This window comes from Ralstonia sp. SA306, from assembly GCF_054792405.1.
This window is the reverse complement of the sequence record NZ_CP096451.1, coordinates 1,141,994-1,159,344: the sequence shown is the minus strand read 5'-3', so window position 1 is coordinate 1,159,344 and position 17,351 is coordinate 1,141,994. Positions and strand designations below refer to the sequence as shown.

At 60.1% G+C, this 17,351-nt stretch carries 21 protein-coding genes and 1 pseudogene; all 22 read right to left on the bottom strand.

What is annotated here, in order from left to right:
- Window positions 1-3: 3 nt before the first annotated feature.
- Complete coding sequence (locus M1D44_RS05600; RefSeq protein ID WP_439004556.1) at window positions 4-1,461, bottom strand: DNA circularization protein; 1,458 nt, start codon at window positions 1,459-1,461, stop codon at window positions 4-6.
- Window positions 1,458-3,260 (bottom strand): phage tail tip lysozyme, encoded by a 1,803-nt coding sequence (locus M1D44_RS05595; protein ID WP_439004555.1) that lies wholly within the window; start codon window positions 3,258-3,260, stop codon window positions 1,458-1,460. The genes M1D44_RS05600 and M1D44_RS05595 overlap by 4 nt, the downstream gene beginning before the upstream one ends.
- Before the next feature lie 119 nt (window positions 3,261-3,379).
- Complete coding sequence (locus tag M1D44_RS05590; protein WP_439004554.1) at window positions 3,380-3,667, bottom strand: phage tail assembly protein; 288 nt, start codon at window positions 3,665-3,667, stop codon at window positions 3,380-3,382.
- A gap of 1 nt (window position 3,668) precedes the next feature.
- The gene (locus M1D44_RS05585) at window positions 3,669-4,037 is read right to left on the bottom strand and encodes a phage tail tube protein (protein WP_413410764.1); all 369 of its coding nucleotides are present in this window, start codon (window positions 4,035-4,037) and stop codon (window positions 3,669-3,671) included.
- Window positions 4,038-4,081: 44 nt separating this feature from the next.
- Window positions 4,082-5,563, bottom strand: coding sequence for a phage tail sheath subtilisin-like domain-containing protein (locus tag M1D44_RS05580; protein WP_439004553.1), 1,482 nt, complete (start codon window positions 5,561-5,563; stop codon window positions 4,082-4,084).
- Complete coding sequence (locus tag M1D44_RS05575; protein ID WP_439004552.1) at window positions 5,560-5,742, bottom strand: DUF2635 domain-containing protein; 183 nt, start codon at window positions 5,740-5,742, stop codon at window positions 5,560-5,562. Before M1D44_RS05575 ends, M1D44_RS05580 begins: the two co-directional genes overlap by 4 nt.
- Window positions 5,743-5,753: 11 nt before the next feature.
- Window positions 5,754-6,398 (bottom strand): ABC transporter permease, encoded by a 645-nt coding sequence (locus tag M1D44_RS05570; protein WP_439004551.1) that lies wholly within the window; start codon window positions 6,396-6,398, stop codon window positions 5,754-5,756.
- A complete protein-coding gene (locus M1D44_RS05565; protein WP_439004550.1) occupies window positions 6,395-6,724 on the bottom strand; it encodes a head-tail joining protein in 330 nt (109 codons plus the stop codon). The genes M1D44_RS05570 and M1D44_RS05565 overlap by 4 nt, the downstream gene beginning before the upstream one ends.
- Before the next feature lie 3 nt (window positions 6,725-6,727).
- Window positions 6,728-7,006: a hypothetical protein gene (locus M1D44_RS05560; RefSeq protein ID WP_439004549.1), complete on the bottom strand. Its 279-nt coding sequence runs from the start codon at window positions 7,004-7,006 to the stop codon at window positions 6,728-6,730.
- Window positions 7,006-8,064: a major capsid protein gene (locus M1D44_RS05555; RefSeq protein WP_439004548.1), complete on the bottom strand. Its 1,059-nt coding sequence runs from the start codon at window positions 8,062-8,064 to the stop codon at window positions 7,006-7,008. Before M1D44_RS05555 ends, M1D44_RS05560 begins: the two co-directional genes overlap by 1 nt.
- Window positions 8,065-8,141: 77 nt before the next feature.
- Window positions 8,142-8,828, bottom strand: a complete 687-nt coding sequence (locus tag M1D44_RS05550) for a hypothetical protein (protein ID WP_439004547.1) — start codon at window positions 8,826-8,828, stop codon at window positions 8,142-8,144.
- Window positions 8,829-8,859: 31 nt separating this feature from the next.
- On the bottom strand, window positions 8,860-9,480 hold the full coding sequence (locus M1D44_RS05545) for a hypothetical protein (RefSeq protein ID WP_439004546.1): 621 nt from the start codon (window positions 9,478-9,480) through the stop codon (window positions 8,860-8,862).
- A 22-nt stretch (window positions 9,481-9,502) separates the two neighbouring features.
- Window positions 9,503-10,384 (bottom strand): S49 family peptidase, encoded by an 882-nt coding sequence (locus tag M1D44_RS05540; RefSeq protein ID WP_439004545.1) that lies wholly within the window; start codon window positions 10,382-10,384, stop codon window positions 9,503-9,505.
- Window positions 10,381-12,015: a phage portal protein gene (locus M1D44_RS05535; RefSeq protein ID WP_439004544.1), complete on the bottom strand. Its 1,635-nt coding sequence runs from the start codon at window positions 12,013-12,015 to the stop codon at window positions 10,381-10,383. The genes M1D44_RS05540 and M1D44_RS05535 overlap by 4 nt, the downstream gene beginning before the upstream one ends.
- Window positions 12,015-12,281 carry a gpW family head-tail joining protein gene (gene gpW, locus M1D44_RS05530; RefSeq protein WP_439004543.1) on the bottom strand — a complete coding sequence of 89 codons (267 nt, stop codon included), beginning with the start codon at window positions 12,279-12,281 and terminating at the stop codon, window positions 12,015-12,017. Before gpW ends, M1D44_RS05535 begins: the two co-directional genes overlap by 1 nt.
- 13 nt (window positions 12,282-12,294) lie before the next feature.
- Window positions 12,295-14,283 carry a phage terminase large subunit family protein gene (locus tag M1D44_RS05525; protein WP_439004573.1) on the bottom strand — a complete coding sequence of 663 codons (1,989 nt, stop codon included), beginning with the start codon at window positions 14,281-14,283 and terminating at the stop codon, window positions 12,295-12,297.
- Complete coding sequence (locus M1D44_RS05520) at window positions 14,261-14,839, bottom strand: hypothetical protein (RefSeq protein WP_439004542.1); 579 nt, start codon at window positions 14,837-14,839, stop codon at window positions 14,261-14,263. Before M1D44_RS05520 ends, M1D44_RS05525 begins: the two co-directional genes overlap by 23 nt.
- A gap of 112 nt (window positions 14,840-14,951) precedes the next feature.
- Window positions 14,952-15,575 (bottom strand): hypothetical protein, encoded by a 624-nt coding sequence (locus M1D44_RS05515; RefSeq protein WP_439004541.1) that lies wholly within the window; start codon window positions 15,573-15,575, stop codon window positions 14,952-14,954.
- 328 nt (window positions 15,576-15,903) lie between these two features.
- On the bottom strand, window positions 15,904-16,332 hold the full coding sequence (locus M1D44_RS05510) for a hypothetical protein (protein WP_439004540.1): 429 nt from the start codon (window positions 16,330-16,332) through the stop codon (window positions 15,904-15,906).
- Between the two features lie 199 nt (window positions 16,333-16,531).
- Window positions 16,532-16,807 (bottom strand): hypothetical protein, encoded by a 276-nt coding sequence (locus M1D44_RS05505; RefSeq protein ID WP_439004539.1) that lies wholly within the window; start codon window positions 16,805-16,807, stop codon window positions 16,532-16,534.
- A 53-nt stretch (window positions 16,808-16,860) separates the two neighbouring features.
- Entirely contained in the window at window positions 16,861-17,298 is a 438-nt protein-coding gene (locus M1D44_RS05500) for a DUF1064 domain-containing protein (protein WP_439004538.1), read from the bottom strand.
- Window positions 17,256-17,345, bottom strand: a pseudogene (locus M1D44_RS05495) (hypothetical protein); the annotation flags it as partial. The gene M1D44_RS05500 and the pseudogene M1D44_RS05495, both read right to left, overlap by 43 nt.
- Between the last annotated feature and the right edge of the window lie 6 nt (window positions 17,346-17,351).

The window sequence follows — 17,351 nt, the reverse complement described above, 5'->3', positions numbered from 1 at the left end:
CGCTTAGTTTGAGAGCGCAGAGAACTTCACTGGCATGAATGCCGGGTGGATAGGATTGGCCTGCGATACCAGCTCGTCGCTTCGCGTCGCATCTCTGTAGATGCGGTTTGCTAAAGCGAGCGCCGGCAACGTGCTGGCGAAGCTGAACACCTGCACCGACGCCAACCCTGACCCGCGCGCATCCAGGTCCGCAACCACGGCCTGCCGCAGGCTCCTCAGAGACATGTAGACGCCATCCTCACCCTGATTTGCAGCAATCGTGATCTCGTTGTCGAGTAGCGCGGCAATGCTGTCCCGAACGTTGGATGCATCATCGGCCGACACCGGCTGATACCCGGTTGCCGATACCGCAATTTGCGACACCGTCGAGCGCCGAAGCAGGTCAGCGCAGGCCGCCTGCATGGTCGTCTGCGCAACAGCAATCTGCAATGCGCCCACAACGGGTGCCGGAACATAGCTGAGAAGCGACGAGAGAAGACGAATTGCATCTGCCGGCGACGATGCCGATGCTGCAAGGGCGGACACAACACTCTGCGCCGCCGCTGCGAATGTCGCCTGATCGGCACCCACATTTGACGCCGCCGCGGAGAGCGCGCTGCCAGCAGTTGCAACGGCTGCCCGATTGAGCGTATCGGCCGAGATCAGGCTCGCCACTGTCGCCGTGCTCGCAGCCTTCGGGTTGGAGCCTGCATACCCCTCATTTCCGCCGCCGAATAGGCGTCCGAAATTCCCGGCCAACGTAGAGACAGAGTTCCAGAACCGCCTTACGTCGTGGATCAATGTGGTGACGGACTGATACCAGCCTACGACAGTAGACACAGCCGACTGAACAACCTGAGCCCCAGCCGATACAACGCTAGCGATACGCTTGGCGAAGCTCATCAGCGTCGATGCGTTCAGGTCCGAGGCAGCGCTCTCAACCGCACTCGCCGTGGGCTTTTTAGCCTCTGGATAGAGACGATCGCCTCCACGGACGAAAACGAACCGGACTTCGACAACGCGCCCACGATCCCAGGAAGTTCCAAACTCCACCTCCATGCAGTTCGCTTTGAGCGTACCAAACGTCGGATGCACGAGCGTGCCAAGGCCTGGTGCCTTGGTACTGCCAGTCGCGCCACCTTGAATGGCCTTCAGAAGCCGGTCACGCTGGTCAAGGACTGGCCCTCCACCATAAACAAGGCTGTTCTCGACGAGGAAGCCAGAGATGCGAAAAACGTTGGTTTGCAGCCCCAGATCCTCAATCCAGGGCATCGTTTCCTTGTTCGGGTACTCATGGACGACAGAGCGCCGTCCAAATCGCCCGGTTTCCGATAGCACCGCAAAGGGGATGCCGTTGTAGCTGGCCGGACGGAGCTGGCTCCAGTATCCGCTCCCGCTGAAAAGACTCGTCAGCTCGCTGACGGTCTTTGCAACGCCCGCGATGCTTCCGACGGCATTTCCTACTTGCGCGGAAAAACTCATGCTTGGGGTCCGGTAACGTTCGAGGTACTGACTCGCGCACCCGAAGCGCCATTGCCACGCACGCTGGCCGTCGCTCGAGTACCCGGAGGGGCGTTGTGCACTTGCACGTCAATTTGCAGCTTCTGGTCGATGGCGGCTGCCATTTGACCGCGCTGCGCAGCCTCTCCGGCTGCATCAGCGGGCCGCTCATACAGGCGCGAAACGATGGCCCCGGCTTCTTGGGCCGTCTTGGCCCCTTGGAGCGCGCGGCCGGCAGCCTGCTCTTTACCCTGCCGCAGTTCATAGTCAGCAAACTGCAACTGCTGTTCTAGCGTCGACCCGCGAATGTCCGCGCCCGTCAGCTTCTTGAACTCGTATTGCCGGTCTTCATGCCATTGGCCGATGCCGTAGGCGTGCCCGTTGTCGCCGACTGCCTTAGGATTGAAGAGGCTTTCCTTCCAGAAATTCGCCGCCAAACCCGCGGCTGCCTCCTTGGACCAGCCCATAGCCTGTAGCTTGGCGACAACGCCCGCCGTTTGAGGATCATCCGCCGCTCCGGCACGACGCCGATCTCCAATCGGATCACCCTTCCACGGCTCTCCTGCGGTCGCCTGGTGATCCGCCAAGTAGTCGGCCTCACCTGTATTGAGGTCCTTTGAGTGCAGCAATGCCAGCACAGCCGCCATAACGGGTCCGCCGGCAAGCCGCGCTAGCGCCGTCACCGCTGCGGGCACCGTTGTGGAGGTCAGTAGCGTCAGATTGGCGATCAAACTCAGCACGCTGGCGATGGGGCCGGCGAACGAGATCGCGGCGATTGCAATAGCAATCCCCTTAACTCCGCCAATGGCATCAACGAATTTGCCGATCTGATTGGTGGTTTTCTCCCAATCAACCTTCTCGATCCACTTCGCGAACTTCTCGGCGTATTCTGCAACCTTGGTTGCGACCATGTCGCCATACTTGTCGACAAGTCGCCCGATGACGTTCAAAACCGTCTCAACGGCGGGCGCGAGCGCTTCCCCAAATGAGTATTTCAGCCGCGTAGCCGAAGCCTCCAACCGGAGCATGTTCTCGTTGAATCGCTTTCCCTTCGCGATCTCTTTGTCGTCGAACACAAGTCCCATAGAACGGGCCTTGCGCACGAATTCATCTATGCCCTTTCCGCCCTCCTGAAGGAGTGGCAGGAGAGATTCAACGCCGAACGTTCCCGCTATGAGCGCTTGGGCCTGCACGTTTCCTTTCTGAGCGACGATCGCATTGGCTACGTCATGCAGCGCCCGGGTCGCATCAACCGCACCGTCTTTCGTCTTGTGCAGACGGATCCCGAACTTCTGCATCATGACCAACGCGTCTTGGTTACGTCCGAAGGTCGCGTCTTCGATGGTTCGCCCCAAGCTTTTGAGGCTGCTTGTCATGTCATCAGCGGAAAGTCCCGCGAGCTTCGCCGCTCCGCGATAGGCTTGAAGTTCGTCCGCTGAAACACCGAGGACGGCCGAAGTCTTCGAGACCTCCATCCCCATCTTGCCCCACTCGTTGGCGAGTAGAGCAATCCCTGCGACGGAGCCAATCCCTGCAATTGCAGCGAGCGGGGTCAGCACCGATGCAACCTGTCGGGCCGCATCTTGAGCTGCTCCGCCGATGGACTTGATGCCCTTTGCTACGCGGTCGAGGCCGGCCTCCTTACCCAAGGCGGAGAACGATGCCTTGAGATCAGTGGCCGGCTTCGTGACGTTCGCGATCGAGGCCTTGATCTTCCGGATCGAGGCCGTGGCCTTGTCGACCGCAGAGATCGTGACCTGAAACGTCGAACCAGCCGCCATTCACTGCTCCATCAGTTTTTTGATCCGCATCGCCTGCTCCATCCACCATTCCAGGCGGGACAGGCTCAATCGCCACGCATCTTCTGGCCCCCAGCGGAAAAAATGCGTGACGTCAGCAACTACGCTTCCGCAGCCGTCGGGCCATCGTCGGTAAAACCCCCGAGGTACTCGTTGGCCTCCGTAAAATCACGTTGGCACAGCTTTTCAACGGCGATCTTCGGCACCCCTGCCACCAGGTGGATCAGCATGATCCCGATGCCGATGTTGCTGGATGCCGCCATGGCCTTGTCGAGTTCGCCGGCGGTCGGCTCGCGGAGATTGAGCGAGTCGTACGTCATGGCACCCTCGCCGCTGCCGATCGTGACCGGCTTGCGGAGCTTCAGAAGCTTTTCTTCGGGCTGCGACATGTCATGCCTCCGTGACGCTCGGGCCTTCCCACTTCACTTCGAGCGTGGCCTCAGCAGTCTTAACTTCCTGGACATCGACCGTCCACATGTTGCGGCCGATGATCGTCTTGCCGTTCGCCAACTGCAGCACGACGGTCGAGTTCGTCATCGCGTTAATCGAGGCAACGCTCAGGTTCTTGGCGTCGCGCAGCGTTGCGGAGATCATCCCGGTCGACGGCTTCTCGCTGTAGCCATGGACGGTGTCCTGCCCGATCAGCGATTCGCGCTCGATCTTCGAAACGCGATATGTGAGGTCGGCTTGGAGCATGTAGCTCTGCCCGTCGACCGAGATAAATGCAATCCCGGCCAAGCGGTTGGTGGTATCGGCCATCTGGCCCTCCAGATAGAGTGGCCGCGCGGGGGCGGCCTATTCGATTAGCTGAGGCGGAACTGGGCCAGCAGCGCGAAGATGCGCAGTTGGTTGATCAGCGTGCCAGGCCAGAGAACATCCACGCGGTTCGGATTGCTCGCGTTTTGCTGGACGATGATGGCTTGCGCGAATGCCTGGCTGTTTTGGACGTAGCCGTTGTATTCGAGGGTCTGATACGCGGCGATGAGATCGGCGCGAATCATGCTCGGCGTGACGATGTTCGAGCCGGGGGCGAAACGAGTGCCGTCGGCCGCCAGCTTCACCCGCGCATACTTCGAAGTGACCAGAGTCGCCATCGAACGCAGCACGAACGCCAGGAGGAACATCGTCTCGATTTCGAGATACGAGTTGTCCGGCTGACCAAAAGCGTTTTGCTGGTAGGTCGTGATCGCGTTTTCGATACGCACTGTGCCGTCGGTACCCACCGTGAAGGTGGAAATCCCGTCGTACAGGTTGGTATTGCGCTGCGACAGCGAAAACTGCGATGCAAGCGGCGGAGCCAACACGTCCGCCAGCGCGAGAGTTTGCAGCGGCACACCCGGGTCAGCGCGTAGACTCACCGCCGAAGCAGCTGCGAAAGCTGCGGCCCACTTCCAGACCGGCGTGGGCGAATCGTAGAAGCCCATGCACGATTCGTGCTGGTTGTTGCGCGTCAAGCCGAACGTCGTCAGCGCAGCCGACGTACCACGGTAAGCGAAGAAGCAGTGCCCGTAGACTTGGACGCTCCAGGACCAACGCCCTGTGGTGTCATTCAGGAACGATTGCAGCGCGTTCAACGACGTCGTGTCCGTGTAGGGGCAGACGATAAAGTCGAACGGCATGCTCTGCAGGTTCGCCAATCCCGTGGTCAAGCTCGGATTGGTGGCGCCGCTTGCCATGGCGGTGATGGTGAACGCAAGGCCTGCGGGCGTCGACTCGCCGCCCGCGACGCCGCGGTAGTTCGCGCGGATGTCGATGTCGTTGCCGGCCAAACCCTTGTTCTTGGCCGTGATGGTCACGGTCGAAGTGCTCGCCGTTGCGGTCACCGCCAGGTCGTTGATCGCATTGATCGCCGCCGCAACCGCCGTCGCCACCTGGGCAGTCGTCATGCTCGCCGTAACAGCGGTCGTCACCAGCATGCCGCCAATATAGAGGGAGAGCGCGCCGCTCGCTGTCGGCGCAGAGGTGAATGCGATCGAACCCGTCGCAGCCGTTGCGGCCGGGTCATCTGCCAGCGGCAGATACCACACCTCGCCGAAAGTGTCGTTCTGGCGATATGTGTAGGTCATCTGCGCCAGCATCGAGCCCTGGCCGCCTTGCGTTTTCGCATCGGCGACGCCTTGCGAGATGATCGGCACGTTCGGGGTGGCCGTGCCGGCCGAGGTGATCTGGCCGATGATCAACGCACGCTGATTGGCCGTTGCGGTGTTCGCTTGGCTGTTGTCAACCTCCGCGTAGAACAGCGGCACACGGAGGTTCTGCGGGATCTGCTTGAATGGAATCGTCATTGCTTGTCACCCCCGGTAGTGGGCTTGGCCTTCGCCGGAGGCGTCAGCGTTACGTCCTTGTCACGCAGCAGGCGATCCCAATAGAGATCGCCGTCAGCGACTTCGAGCCCGTTTTCATCGAGCAAATTCATCGTCGCCGGGTCTCGCACGGAGAGCCCTGGACTTGGGTAGACCTTCATGGGGTGTGCTCCTATTGGGGAAGCGTGATCGTCAGCGCGCCTTCATCCCGGCCATCAGGCCCAGCGGTGCGCGGTGCGGGATTGACTGATGCTGGGAAAGGCGGATTTGGATAAGTGCCGCTCGGATCGAAAGGCGATGCGGTGTCGACGTGAGCATTGACGGTCTGCAACGGCACAGTCGCGATCGGATAGAACAACTCGGGGCCCTGATAGAACTTCACCTCGATGTGCATCACCAGTTCAGCCATCGGCATGTCGCCTTCGGAACTGGTGTCTATGTCCGATTCCATCGACGTGAATTGCTCGATGCGTTGTCCGCCGGCTGGGTCCTGCCAGATCGAAGGGTTGTTGATCAAGGTGGTCTCGATTTGCGCCTTCAGCAGTTCTGCTGCAGCTAGGGCCGTTGCGGATCCTGCATCACCGACCTGCGCTGGCGATTTCGTCCTGGCGAGGATCTCGACCCTGGTGTAGACGTCGAACTCAGGAACGTTCGGCCCCAGCGACACCTTCCGCTCCTTCCTCGCATGCACAAGGATCAGCGGATATGACGTTGGCGACGTCGGCCAATCGAATGGCGAATACACCGATTGGCCGGCGCTCGTCGCGCCTTTCAAAGCGCTGACGAATAGAGCGCGCAGATCTGCGGACGTGGTCATGGTGAACTCACTTTGCTCAGTAGGAGCTTCATGCCGCCATGACTATCTGGACGCGCTTCCCGCACGACGTACGTCGTATTGACGCTCGCCACTGACAGTTGATCGTTCTGAACCGGTGGAGCGGCGAACTGGGAGACCTGGACGCCAAGGACCGCGCTGATCTCGGTCACGCCCGTGGATGCATCCTCGAACATGACCTCTTTCAGGTAAGCGTCATCAAAGACACCGGTAATAACAAAAGACCCGCCAGAGGCGGGCCTGTAGGTCACCGATTCCCCGAAAACGCCCATCAGAGGCCGTAGAACCAACGCATCCCAGTTCACCATCTCTTAGGCCACCTTGACCTGCGGTCCTTCGTTGAAGTCGAAGGAAGGCCCGGGCGCCGTCGGCGGAGCCGGCTCGGCATTCGGTGCGAGGAGGAAGCCGAGCGCCCGGAGACGTTTGACCTCATTCTCCGGGAGCGAAACAGCCTCACCAGGCCCCTTGGGACCTGCGGCCTTGACAACGTCTACTTCCCGCTTCGCTTCTGCGTCCCAGACCTTCGCCTGAACCGCCTCGGTATAGACGGTCCTTCCGGGCGCCACGATTGCTGTGATCGCCTTAGCCATCAGTTCACCACCGCAGCGCAGACGGTCGCGGAAAGCGACGCATTAACACGGCTCGGGATGACGATCGGCGACGACTGCATCAGGATGACCCGCTGCGCCGGGTCGTTCTCCACCCAGGTCTTCGGCGCGTACGGCAGCGCGGTGTAGTTGAAGGCCGGATCCATGATCTGGCCGAACGCGCGAGTCCCCATCAGATCGGCACCACTCATCAGCACGGTACCGTCCGCCAACATCGGCGTTTCCACGTTGGTCACGGGGTCGACATACCAGTCGTTGTAGACCCACAGGTCGTACTGGCCCCAACGGCCCTTGTACTGGGCACCGCGCTGGATCTGCGCGCCGACATTCACGGTGTTGCCTTGGCCACCATTGCCGGGATACCAGATCGTCTGCTTAACCACCGGATCCTGAATGAACAGTTCCCAGGGGGTGGTGGTGAACACCAGGTCGGTCGCCACACCACCCGACTTCTTTAGCATCAGGTGGCCCCAGTTCTCGATGCTGCTGGACGGCACCACCCCGTTCTGACCCCACTGGTTGCCGCCGGACAGCGCGATGGAAAGGCTTGCGTCGCGACCGAAATCGACGACGACAGTCGGAAATCCGTCGCCAGCGATGGTGACCGTCGCGCCGTTCAAGGCCTGCGCAGCCATCCACTCGAGGCGGCGGTCGATCATGTCGATTTGGTCGCTCATCTCGAATTCGAGATTGGCCATTTCGCGCTCAGCACCGCTGAGGTCCCCGCCGATCCGCTCACCGATCATGCGACGAACGGGCTTGCGAAGATCTGGAGCGCGCTTGTCCTTGATGTAGGCCGGCTTGAAGACGTTCGTCTGAATGCGGCGCTGCTCGACAAGCTTGCCTTCGACCAGAGGAGAGACGAACGGCGCCATGCGGCGAATGCCGACATCGACGTCGATCGAGACATATTCCGAATCCGACATGACAATGTTCGGGAAGAACTTGTCGAGCAGAAACTTCTGCGCCCGTTTCAGGTTCGGTACGACCTGAATCAGGGTGTTTGTGTCGTAAATGAACGTGTTGTTCGTGGTAGTCATTCAGGGCTCCGATTGCGTTCGACACCCACCAAAAGAAAAACCCCGCCGAAGCGGGGCTCTCGATGGAGGAGGTCCGGTTAGGTGGGGTCGGTTGCGGTCTGCACCGGTTTCAGGAAGATGCCAAACTGGCGCAGCATCTGCGTGAGAGTCGGTCCCCATGCGGCAGAGTTGGCGCCCCAACTGGCATCGGGCTGGATTGCGTTCACGTTGAACTCGCCCATCAGATACACACCGATGGCCACTGCGCCACCGCTCGCATCTGCATAGTCAGCAAGGATCGCGCACGGAACCTGACTGCCGTCTTGAGCCGTCGTCTTCGACAGCACGTAGTTGCCGGACGGTACCGTGACCGTGAACTCGTCACCGGCCGCAAACGCCGTACCACCCGCGGTGATGGTGAAGTTGAGGTCGGCGCCGACGTAGGCGGTACCGACGGTCGCATTCGGCAAAGCTAGGCCATCCGGTCCAGCGACCGTGAAGTTCGTAGCGCTGGTCGCCACAAGCGTGTAGACGCCAGCCTGCACGGCAGCGCCCTTCGAAATGGAGCCGATCGTGCCGTTGCCGGTATTCGTGCCAGCGGCCGATACAACCGTACCGGTTTGCTGGCCCAAAATTGCACCGCGCTGCAGAGTACCGGAACCGAGAACACCGTTCGCAGTTACCAGCTTCATGTTGCCCGCGATCAGCTGATCCGGGATGTAGGTTTCAGCGTAGATGCCGGGCTGCTGGGGATTGTCCCCCAGGGAATTGACCGTCAGAGTCATGGTAGTGATCCTCTAAGGACTTTGGGGGGGGTTAAACTTCGCCGCGGCGCTTCTTCCCGGCCGCAACGATCGCCATGGCCTTGGCTTTGGGATCGTTGGGATCGAGCGCCTGCGCGCCGCCGTCGGCGCCTACGTTCGGGACCTTCACGCTTGCCATGCGCTCGCGCAACCCAGACGCACGAGACATCCCATCGGCCGCAGAAGCCTCCAGAGCACGAATAGCTTGAGCCGCGGTCATGCTGGTATCGAAAGCGAAAACACCAGCTTGGCGCACGCAGCCATGGGCGATGCCGTGCGCGATGATCTTCGCGCAGCGCGCGCGCTCAGCCTTGGCCGATTCGCCGTCATCGTCGCTGTCGTCTTCAGCGCGCTTGGCTTTTTTGGCCTTCTTTGCGTCGCCCTTGTCGTCCTTGTCTTCCTCATCGGGATCGACTTCTTCGGCGCGCTCGTCTTCGTCCTTGTCGTCTTTTTCTTCCATGCGCTTGGCATACTCCTCGTCCGACTCATCCGCGCGCTGCTTGTCGTCCTCATCCTCTTCGGCGCGCTTGGCCTGATCCTTGTCCTTTTTGTCTTCATCGTCCTCCGCCTTGGCGGCAGCAAGACCGAGCAGATGGGCGAACGACGCCGCGCTCGCGAGCTTCGAGAGTTTCATACAGATGTCCTATGAGATTGGTTTAGGCCAGCGTGCTTAGCAGGGCCCGAAACGCGGCATCAGGGGCCGCCACTTCATCCGCGAGACCGAGGGCTACGCCGTTGGCGCCCAGGTATGTCGCGGCTTGCGTATCCCGAACCGTGGCGGCCGAGATATTCCGGTTGCGGGCGACGGTGTTCACGAACAGCTCGCCCATCGAATCAATATCCGCCTGGAATCGCGCGAGCGCCTCCTCGGACAGCGGGATTTCCGCATGGCCATCCGCCTTGCGGTCCCCATACGTAATAAAGGTCACTTTCACGCCTGCCGTGGTCAGAGCCTTTGACAGGTCCACGTGCGCGCAAATCACGCCAATGCTGCCGACACCACCTGTGCGCGGCACCAAGACCCGATCGGCGGCGCTGGCGATCGCGTAGCCTGCCGAATATGCGGATTCGTTGAGGATGGACCAGATCGGCTTTGTCCCGCGTGCACCATAGATCGTGTCCACCAGGTCAAAACAACCAGCGACCTCCCCACCCGGAGAGTCCACATCGAGGACAATTGCCTCTACCTCCGGATCTGTCAGTGCCATCAGGAAGTTCTGCCGGATACCGTCGTAGCCGGTCATACCGCTGTATGGTCGAAGGGTTCCAAGCTTCTGCACGAGGGTACCCTGCACCTCCACCAAGGCGACCCCGCCGACCACGTCATATCCCTTGCGGGGGTTTCGGCCAGGCTCGGCAAACCCGTATTCGCCGTCCTCGATGGCCATCGGCGCAATCTGGGTGCCATCGAGGCGCATGATCTGCCCAATGCCAAGCCGGTCTGCCAGCGCTGCGATGACGATTTCAGCCTTGCGCGGATGGATGGCCACCGGCGTATTGAACATCCGCTGCCCGAGCCGGGACAAAATATGATTCATGCCGCGCTAGGCTCCGTGATGGTTTGCGATGCGTCCTCCCCTGACGCCCACTTGGGCAACGGGATGCCATGTTCCTTGAAGCGTGCAATTTCGATGGCGCGCTGGCCAACTTTTTCGCGCCAGTCAGCGCCGGCCAGTTCGGCCGCCTCATCTTCAAGCGTCGACAGACATGCATCCATGCCAAGGATGGCGCCCTGCTTCTCTTTAACTGGATCCACATACCCACGGCCAGGCCCCATCCACTTCGCACGTGAATAGGCAACGCGACACTCCATGAAGCTGGGCGCCCCCGCTGGAAGCGGCAAGCTATCGACCTCCATCGCCTCCTCCAGGAACGCGCTGTAGATCGGCTGACCAAAACCATGGGCAAAATCGCTGCGCCGACGGCCGAATGTCTTCCACGCCTCAAGCATCGCTGCGCGATAGGAGGAGTAGTTCACGTCAGACCAGTTCTGGCTGATTTGTTGTGTCGACGTTCCTGTTCCCGCTGCAACGTTACGAAGCATCGCTGCCTCGAACTCTGCAAAGTTGCTGTTGGGGCGCTGCGCCGATACGGTATTAATGCTCTCGCCAGGGAAAAGGATAGGCATCCTGGCTTCGCCCAGCGAGATCCTGCGTTCGTTATGGAAGGCGACGCGCTCCTGCTGGTACGCGTTCAGTTCCTTGCCGTCGCCCAGTGCCTCTTCCACGAGAGCCGGATCGTACGGGCTCTGGATGTAGGCGCCGAAGATTGCATTAATGATGGCCGCGTCCAGCTCGGTGCCGTCGTACTTGATCAGCATCTTGAGCCGCTGCAAAACCGGCGTCAAAATGCCGGCACCGCCACGATGCTGTGCTGCACGGTCGTGATCGTAGTCGTGCACAATGATTGGACGCCCCCAATCGGTCTCACGCGGGACGCGGTCCCAGTGCACGGCCTGCGCAGCATTGAACCAGTCACCTTGGTGCGCGCGCCGGATATGGTAGGCAACAGCGGCACCATACTCATCCACCTCGACACCACCTCGCATGACCTGCTGATCAAATCGTTGCTGCGGATTCGAAAGTCGATCCGGATCGATGATTTGCAGCGTCGTGGCATATAGCGCGCGCCCAGGCCCAACACGTTCAGGAAGCCATAGAAGCATAGCCAACGCGTCGCCATCGACCACCTTGTGGCGGAAGGCTAGTCGCATCATCTGCGCCACTGTGAGATTTCGCTGGGCGTCGCAATAGCGTCCCGGATCGTTCGACCATGTGCGCCAGCTGGCCTCAATGGCCTGACCGAACTCGTCAGCCCACACGTGATCAAACCCTTTAATCCCGCTATAAGACTGGAGCGCCAAGTAATCCGGCTTCGCAATCGGCCGGAAGTCGGCACCGATGACGTTGTCCAGCGTTCGGGTAACAGCTGCAGAGGCCCATCCGTCATTGCGGACCAGGTCGCGTACACGCGACACGATCCGGTCGCGGTACATGTTGAGTTCGCCGTCCGGCGACCACAAGTACGGACGCCATTCGGCCATGTGGCCGCCATAGACGTCGGCGGCATCGTATGGAATGTTGCCCGCGCCCACCAGCATCGACGCACGGCTCCGCCCCTGCTCGATAGGCTTGCCCGACGCGTCGAGAATTTGAACTGGATTGTCCATCAGCGGAAGTTGAAGCGGACGGGACGCCGCCCACGTTGAACGATGCCGAGCTGCACCTGCAACTCCTTGATCAGCGCAACCAGAGCGCCGACGTTTGCCTGCGTATAAGTGACCGACTTGGCGCCGTCACCCTGCGCATAGGAGGCCGTGACAACCTTGGCGCCTGTCGACAGATCAAGATATGCCTGTTGTGCATTGGCCAGAGCAGCCTGCAGCGCGGCCGTGGACATGCCGGCGAAGATGCTGGAACCCGGGTCAAATGCCAAAACAAACTCCTATCTATGCCAGGCGACTGGCGAGAGACTTCTTTACGGGCTGCGTAATTACAGTCGGCGCCGACTGCAGGCCCGGTACCCAGGCCGGCTTTTCGTCCTCCGCGGCATCAACTTCTCCCGTCGGCAGTCCTACTTCGATTTCGACTGGGGCAGCAATGTCTTCGGCCCGTTGGTTGAGCTTCAACCCCAGATGCAGAAGGCCACACAGCGCCGCATAGCCATAGACACGGCAATCGAGCGCCTCATTGGCGCGCCCTGGCGGCAACTCCCAAACCCGGTACTTCTGACCGTTGGCAATCTTCACGATCGAGCGCTCTGACGTCAGCTGGGCGTAGTAGTTAATGTCACGATCCGCAGGAAAGTGCATGTATCCGGGTCCCGTCTTCTCTAAATGCAGCCGGGATCGAATGGAATCCTTTGCCGCATTCACACCAACGATGACGGGACGGAACGATGCCTTGGTGCGCCGCGTCGGCTTTTTGGTCGGCCATACCGGGCTGCGTTTGCCACCGATGGCCGATTCGCCCTTGACCGCCCACACCTTGCGGCCAAGACGCGCCTTCGAAAAGTCGTACACCTTCTGGGTGTGGTGACCGCCGGAGTCCATACAAACCGCCATCGCCTCGAAGCCACGGCCATCTGCGCGGTACCAAATCCGTTGGAGAAACGCATCGAGCCTATCCCAGGGATCAGGCGTTTCTAGATCCCCCTCGATGACTTCGTAGGCGATCGACCAGCTTTCCTCGTTTCGCCCCCACCCGATCACTTCGATCTCAAAGCGGTCATCCTGCGTATCAACCCCTACCGTGACCACAGCCACGCCGTCCGGCACCTCGGCCGGCCAGACCTCACCCCGCGCGGCCAGCCGGTCTTCCTTCAGCGCCTTGTCACCGCGATCCTCATAGGTTTCGCCGAGTACCAGGTTGATGAACGTCTGGCGAGCCAGAGGGTCATCCTTAACCTTCAGCCATTCGGCTACAAGGTTGCGCCAGGAGGCGTTCGGGAACAGGCTGTAGCCCGCCCAGATATGGAAGCCTGCATGCCCTTTGAATGGCTTCGTCGCGCGCCACTCGCCGCGCTCAACCATCTCTGGCTTATCGACCTCGTGGATTACGCAGCCGTTTTCCTTGCAAACGTAGTAGACGGTGTCGGGCAGGCCGTTGCCGTTCTCGTCCTTGTCCCACTTCATCCCGTGCGGGGTATCTGGACCACCCCACTCGATCACCTGGTACTCGCCGCAATGCGGGCACGGTACGTAGTAGCGACGCTCGTCACTCTCAGCAAAGCTCTTCTCGATACGGCTGAAGCCCTTCACTGTCGGCGTGCTACCGAGAATGATCTTGCGGTTCCAGAAGGACTCGGTCCGCTTAATACCGAGGGCGATCTGATCGCCTTCCTTGCCGGCGCCCTGAACCGGGTAGCCATCAACCTCATCGAATGCGACGATGCGCGCCGTGATGCGGCGAAAGCCGCCCGGGCTGTTCGCGCCCACAAAGGACATCGACGCGCCATTACGAAAGACCCGCTTCAGAATCTTCTGCTTGGAGTCCTTTTTCTTGAGGTCACCGACAATCTCGGCAATCGCTGGCGTGTCGCGCAGCATCGGCTCGATTTCAGTGCTGCTGTAATCCTCTGCGTCCTCAACCCGAGGCTGGACCACAAGGATCGGCGACGGATCCTGATGGATGAAATAACCCGCGATGTGATCGAGGATTTTTGTGTAGCCAACCCGAGCCGACTTCTGGACCGTGATCATAGTCACAGTCGGGTCGGTCACAGCGTCCATGATCCCGTTTTGATACGGGAAGGCACGGAAGCGCCCCGTCTGGGCGCTCGTCTCGCGCGACAGCACGGCATATTTCGCTGCCCACTGGCTTAGCGTCAGTTTGGGGGGCGGCTGAATATTTCGCCTGCGCGCATCCAGCAGCTCGGCACGAAGCGCTTGATAACCGTTGGCGTACCGCCGCGCGTCAGGCGGTGCGACCAACTCCATCACGGGTCAACTCCTCCAGGGCTTCAACAATGACTTCCTGCAAGGCATCCTGCACCTCCAGCACCGATTTCAGACGCTGAATCCGCGGGGCATGTTCGGCGGGAATCGCCAGCAACCGGGTTCGGACCTTGGCGTATTCCTCACCAACTGCCCGCGCGACGTCCGCAACTTCGACCACGAGGCCGGCATCACGGTCGTACTCGAGCTGCGCTTTCAGCGCTAGGTAGTTCTCCTTAACCCGTCGCGCTTCGTCAAAATCCATGTCCGCGCCGGTCGCCACCAGAATGCGCTCGGCAGCCTGTTCAGCACTCTCACCTTCACGGATTGTTACCTGCGCATCTCGCGGGGTAACAGCGCGAGACTTGTTACCCTGCTTGTTACCTTCGGGGGCGTGGGTAACAGTTTCGCCGCCATCGCGCCGATACTTTTTCAGCATCGCATTCGACGCCTCGACATCAACCTCATCGCCCGCAAACACAAGCCAGCCGCGCTCCTTCCACTTTGTCACCGTCTTGCGGCTGACACCGTGGAGCGCTGCGAATGCACTTTGCTTCATGAGCGATTTGTTACCTGTTACCCAGATTTGAAAACTGTGTAGCTAGAGAAATATCGCGGTGCGCAATTGCCCCCGATGCAGGAGGGTCCGGAAGGGACCCGTGCACCACACATCACTTTCGAACAGTCGCGACCGCGCGAGCTAGGGCCGCCCCAAGCTCGCGTTTGAAAGATGCACCGACAACCTTTCGCGTGAGGTCGCGATACCCAAGACGCTGTCGCGCTTCATGCGCATCTTGAAACTTGATCAACAGCCTCAGCCCCGCCTTCTTACCCCGTGTTGCCTTTGTTCTCCGCCAGACACCGTCCACATCGCCGGACTTCGTCTGGACTTTGCCGATGAAGACTCCCTTCTTTGACGCCAATCTCTTAACGGTCGTGCGCGGAAGGTTGCCGTATTGATTGACCTTCTGATCAACGGGCTTGATCAATGCGCGCGCATTCAACTTGTTAAGCCCACCTTCTTCGTACGGAAGAAGATATGCAGCAGCGATTTCCTTGACGTAGACCACCGCAGTTAGGCTGCTCTTAGTTGCACCCTTGATGGCAATCGAGTTCAGCGTAAAGGGAGTAGGCTTGTCCAACACCTTGACCAAGTTGTCGCGCTGAGCAGATTGAACTTGCTTGGCGACGGCATTGATCGCCTGCGCCGTCGCGTATGGCAACTGCTTGCTCGCGATGGCGTCCAAGCTCTTCTGGAGAGCCTTCACGTCAAAGCGAACAGAAATGTCGAGCATGAGGAAATAAGAAGGCGCCCCGAAGAGCGCAAACCCAGGCGGGACCTGAGAGGAGACAGCCGGATTTCAGCGAAACGGACAAGCCGTTGGCAGCGCGTGCCCAATTGCCCAGCCACGCTGGCACTCTTCCGCTTCGCTCAAATGGCTGCCCTCAGGATGAGAAACCGCAGAACGCTCGCACCCAGACGCCCCAAGCCAAAAAGCAATACATCGGCAAAAACATGGCGGGCTCCAATGCAAAAAGCCCGCGAGGAGCTAACCTAGCGGGCTTTTTTTGGAGGCACCTTGCCCCCGACGTGGTCAAGACTATCGGAATGAATTTGGGACGTCAACACTCCGCAACGCCTTTCCCCAGAAAATTTTGCTCCGTCCTCATCAAGCCGCGACCTTTCAGGGTGGAATACAAAATCACCTTAGCGGCTTGGTATAGCTCGTGATCTCGCCCCGCAAGCCGGGGGGAACGAAAAACCATTGCGCCAGACGTTTTGTTTTTCATGTGCACTTGGATCGCAGCACGATGTTTCCAATCTACCAAGCCACTGACACAGACATCCACCTGCTCGGCTACCCTCTTTTCTGCTTCGATTCGTTCCAGTTCTCGGCGCTCGTCCTGAGTCAACCACTGCTTCCACGCCGACTGAAATCCTCGGCAAGATGGGTCGACCCGCCCGGCCCCGAGCGCTGGCGTCCATGCCGACTGCCATGCGTACCAGACCGCGAGCAACTCTTCGATCTGCAGGCTTTCGTCTTGCGTCATGCCTTTTCCCTCTCAAACAGATCGCAGCGGAACCCATATGTTCGCCGCTTGAATTTGCATACCCTTGCGCGCTCGCCATCAACCTCGAAAGGAGACCGGTGGGAGCAGTTCCCGCAGGCTTGATCTGCCCTGGCGCGCTCCTGCTCATGGCGAATCGCAATTTCCTCGGGAGTCATCCGGTACATGTAGCTAGGGTGAATCACCGACGGGCCTCCAAGCACAGGCTCCAATGCCGCTGCGCGCCGTTGTAATCGCCCTTCAGCTCGCCTTTACCGACGATTCGCGCGGCAACGCTGTCAGTACGATCTCGTTTCGCCGAAAAGACGAGATTTGACCCAATGCTGGTGCGGGTGATCAAACCGCGCGCGACAAGCGCATCCAATGGGCCGCGCATCTCATCGACCGGACAACGGAGCACCTTTGCCATTTGGCTACGCGTACGCGTGATGCCGACATTCCCGTTCACGAGCGCCAAGATTCGCTCCTCCATGCTGCCCACAGCGTGGGCTCCCCTCTTTCTCCCAGCCATCAGCGGATCTCCTTGATCACAAACCCAAGCGCAGCCATCAGATGGCGCTTAATTCGATAGCCTTCAGTTACCTTCCCTTTGACGTCCTCGATCGTCTCCTTGGCGGCACCACTCTCCAGGTAGACAAAATCGGCCACGTATCGGAGCGGCGGGCGGCGGCGGCCGTTTATCACAACCCCCGGTGCGATCTCAAAGCTCACCTGGCATCGCAGTTGGCTGATGTCGCCGCGTGCCTGCAATACCTCCAGGCCTTGATAGCGGCGAAACTCGCGCACGCTGTCAAACGTCATGCCTTTGTATTCAACGCGCCGGTTCCCGTATTTGCTGCGTTTTGCCGACGTAGCACTCGAATGTCCGCTTGGAGACGTTCCGCCGCCTTGCGCCCCCGGTGCTTTTCCACGTCTTGCAGGTACGCCACGATCCGCGGCACCGGCCACTTCGCTACCTGTCGCACTTCGCACTCGTGCCGGTACTGCCCGTCCATTCGCAT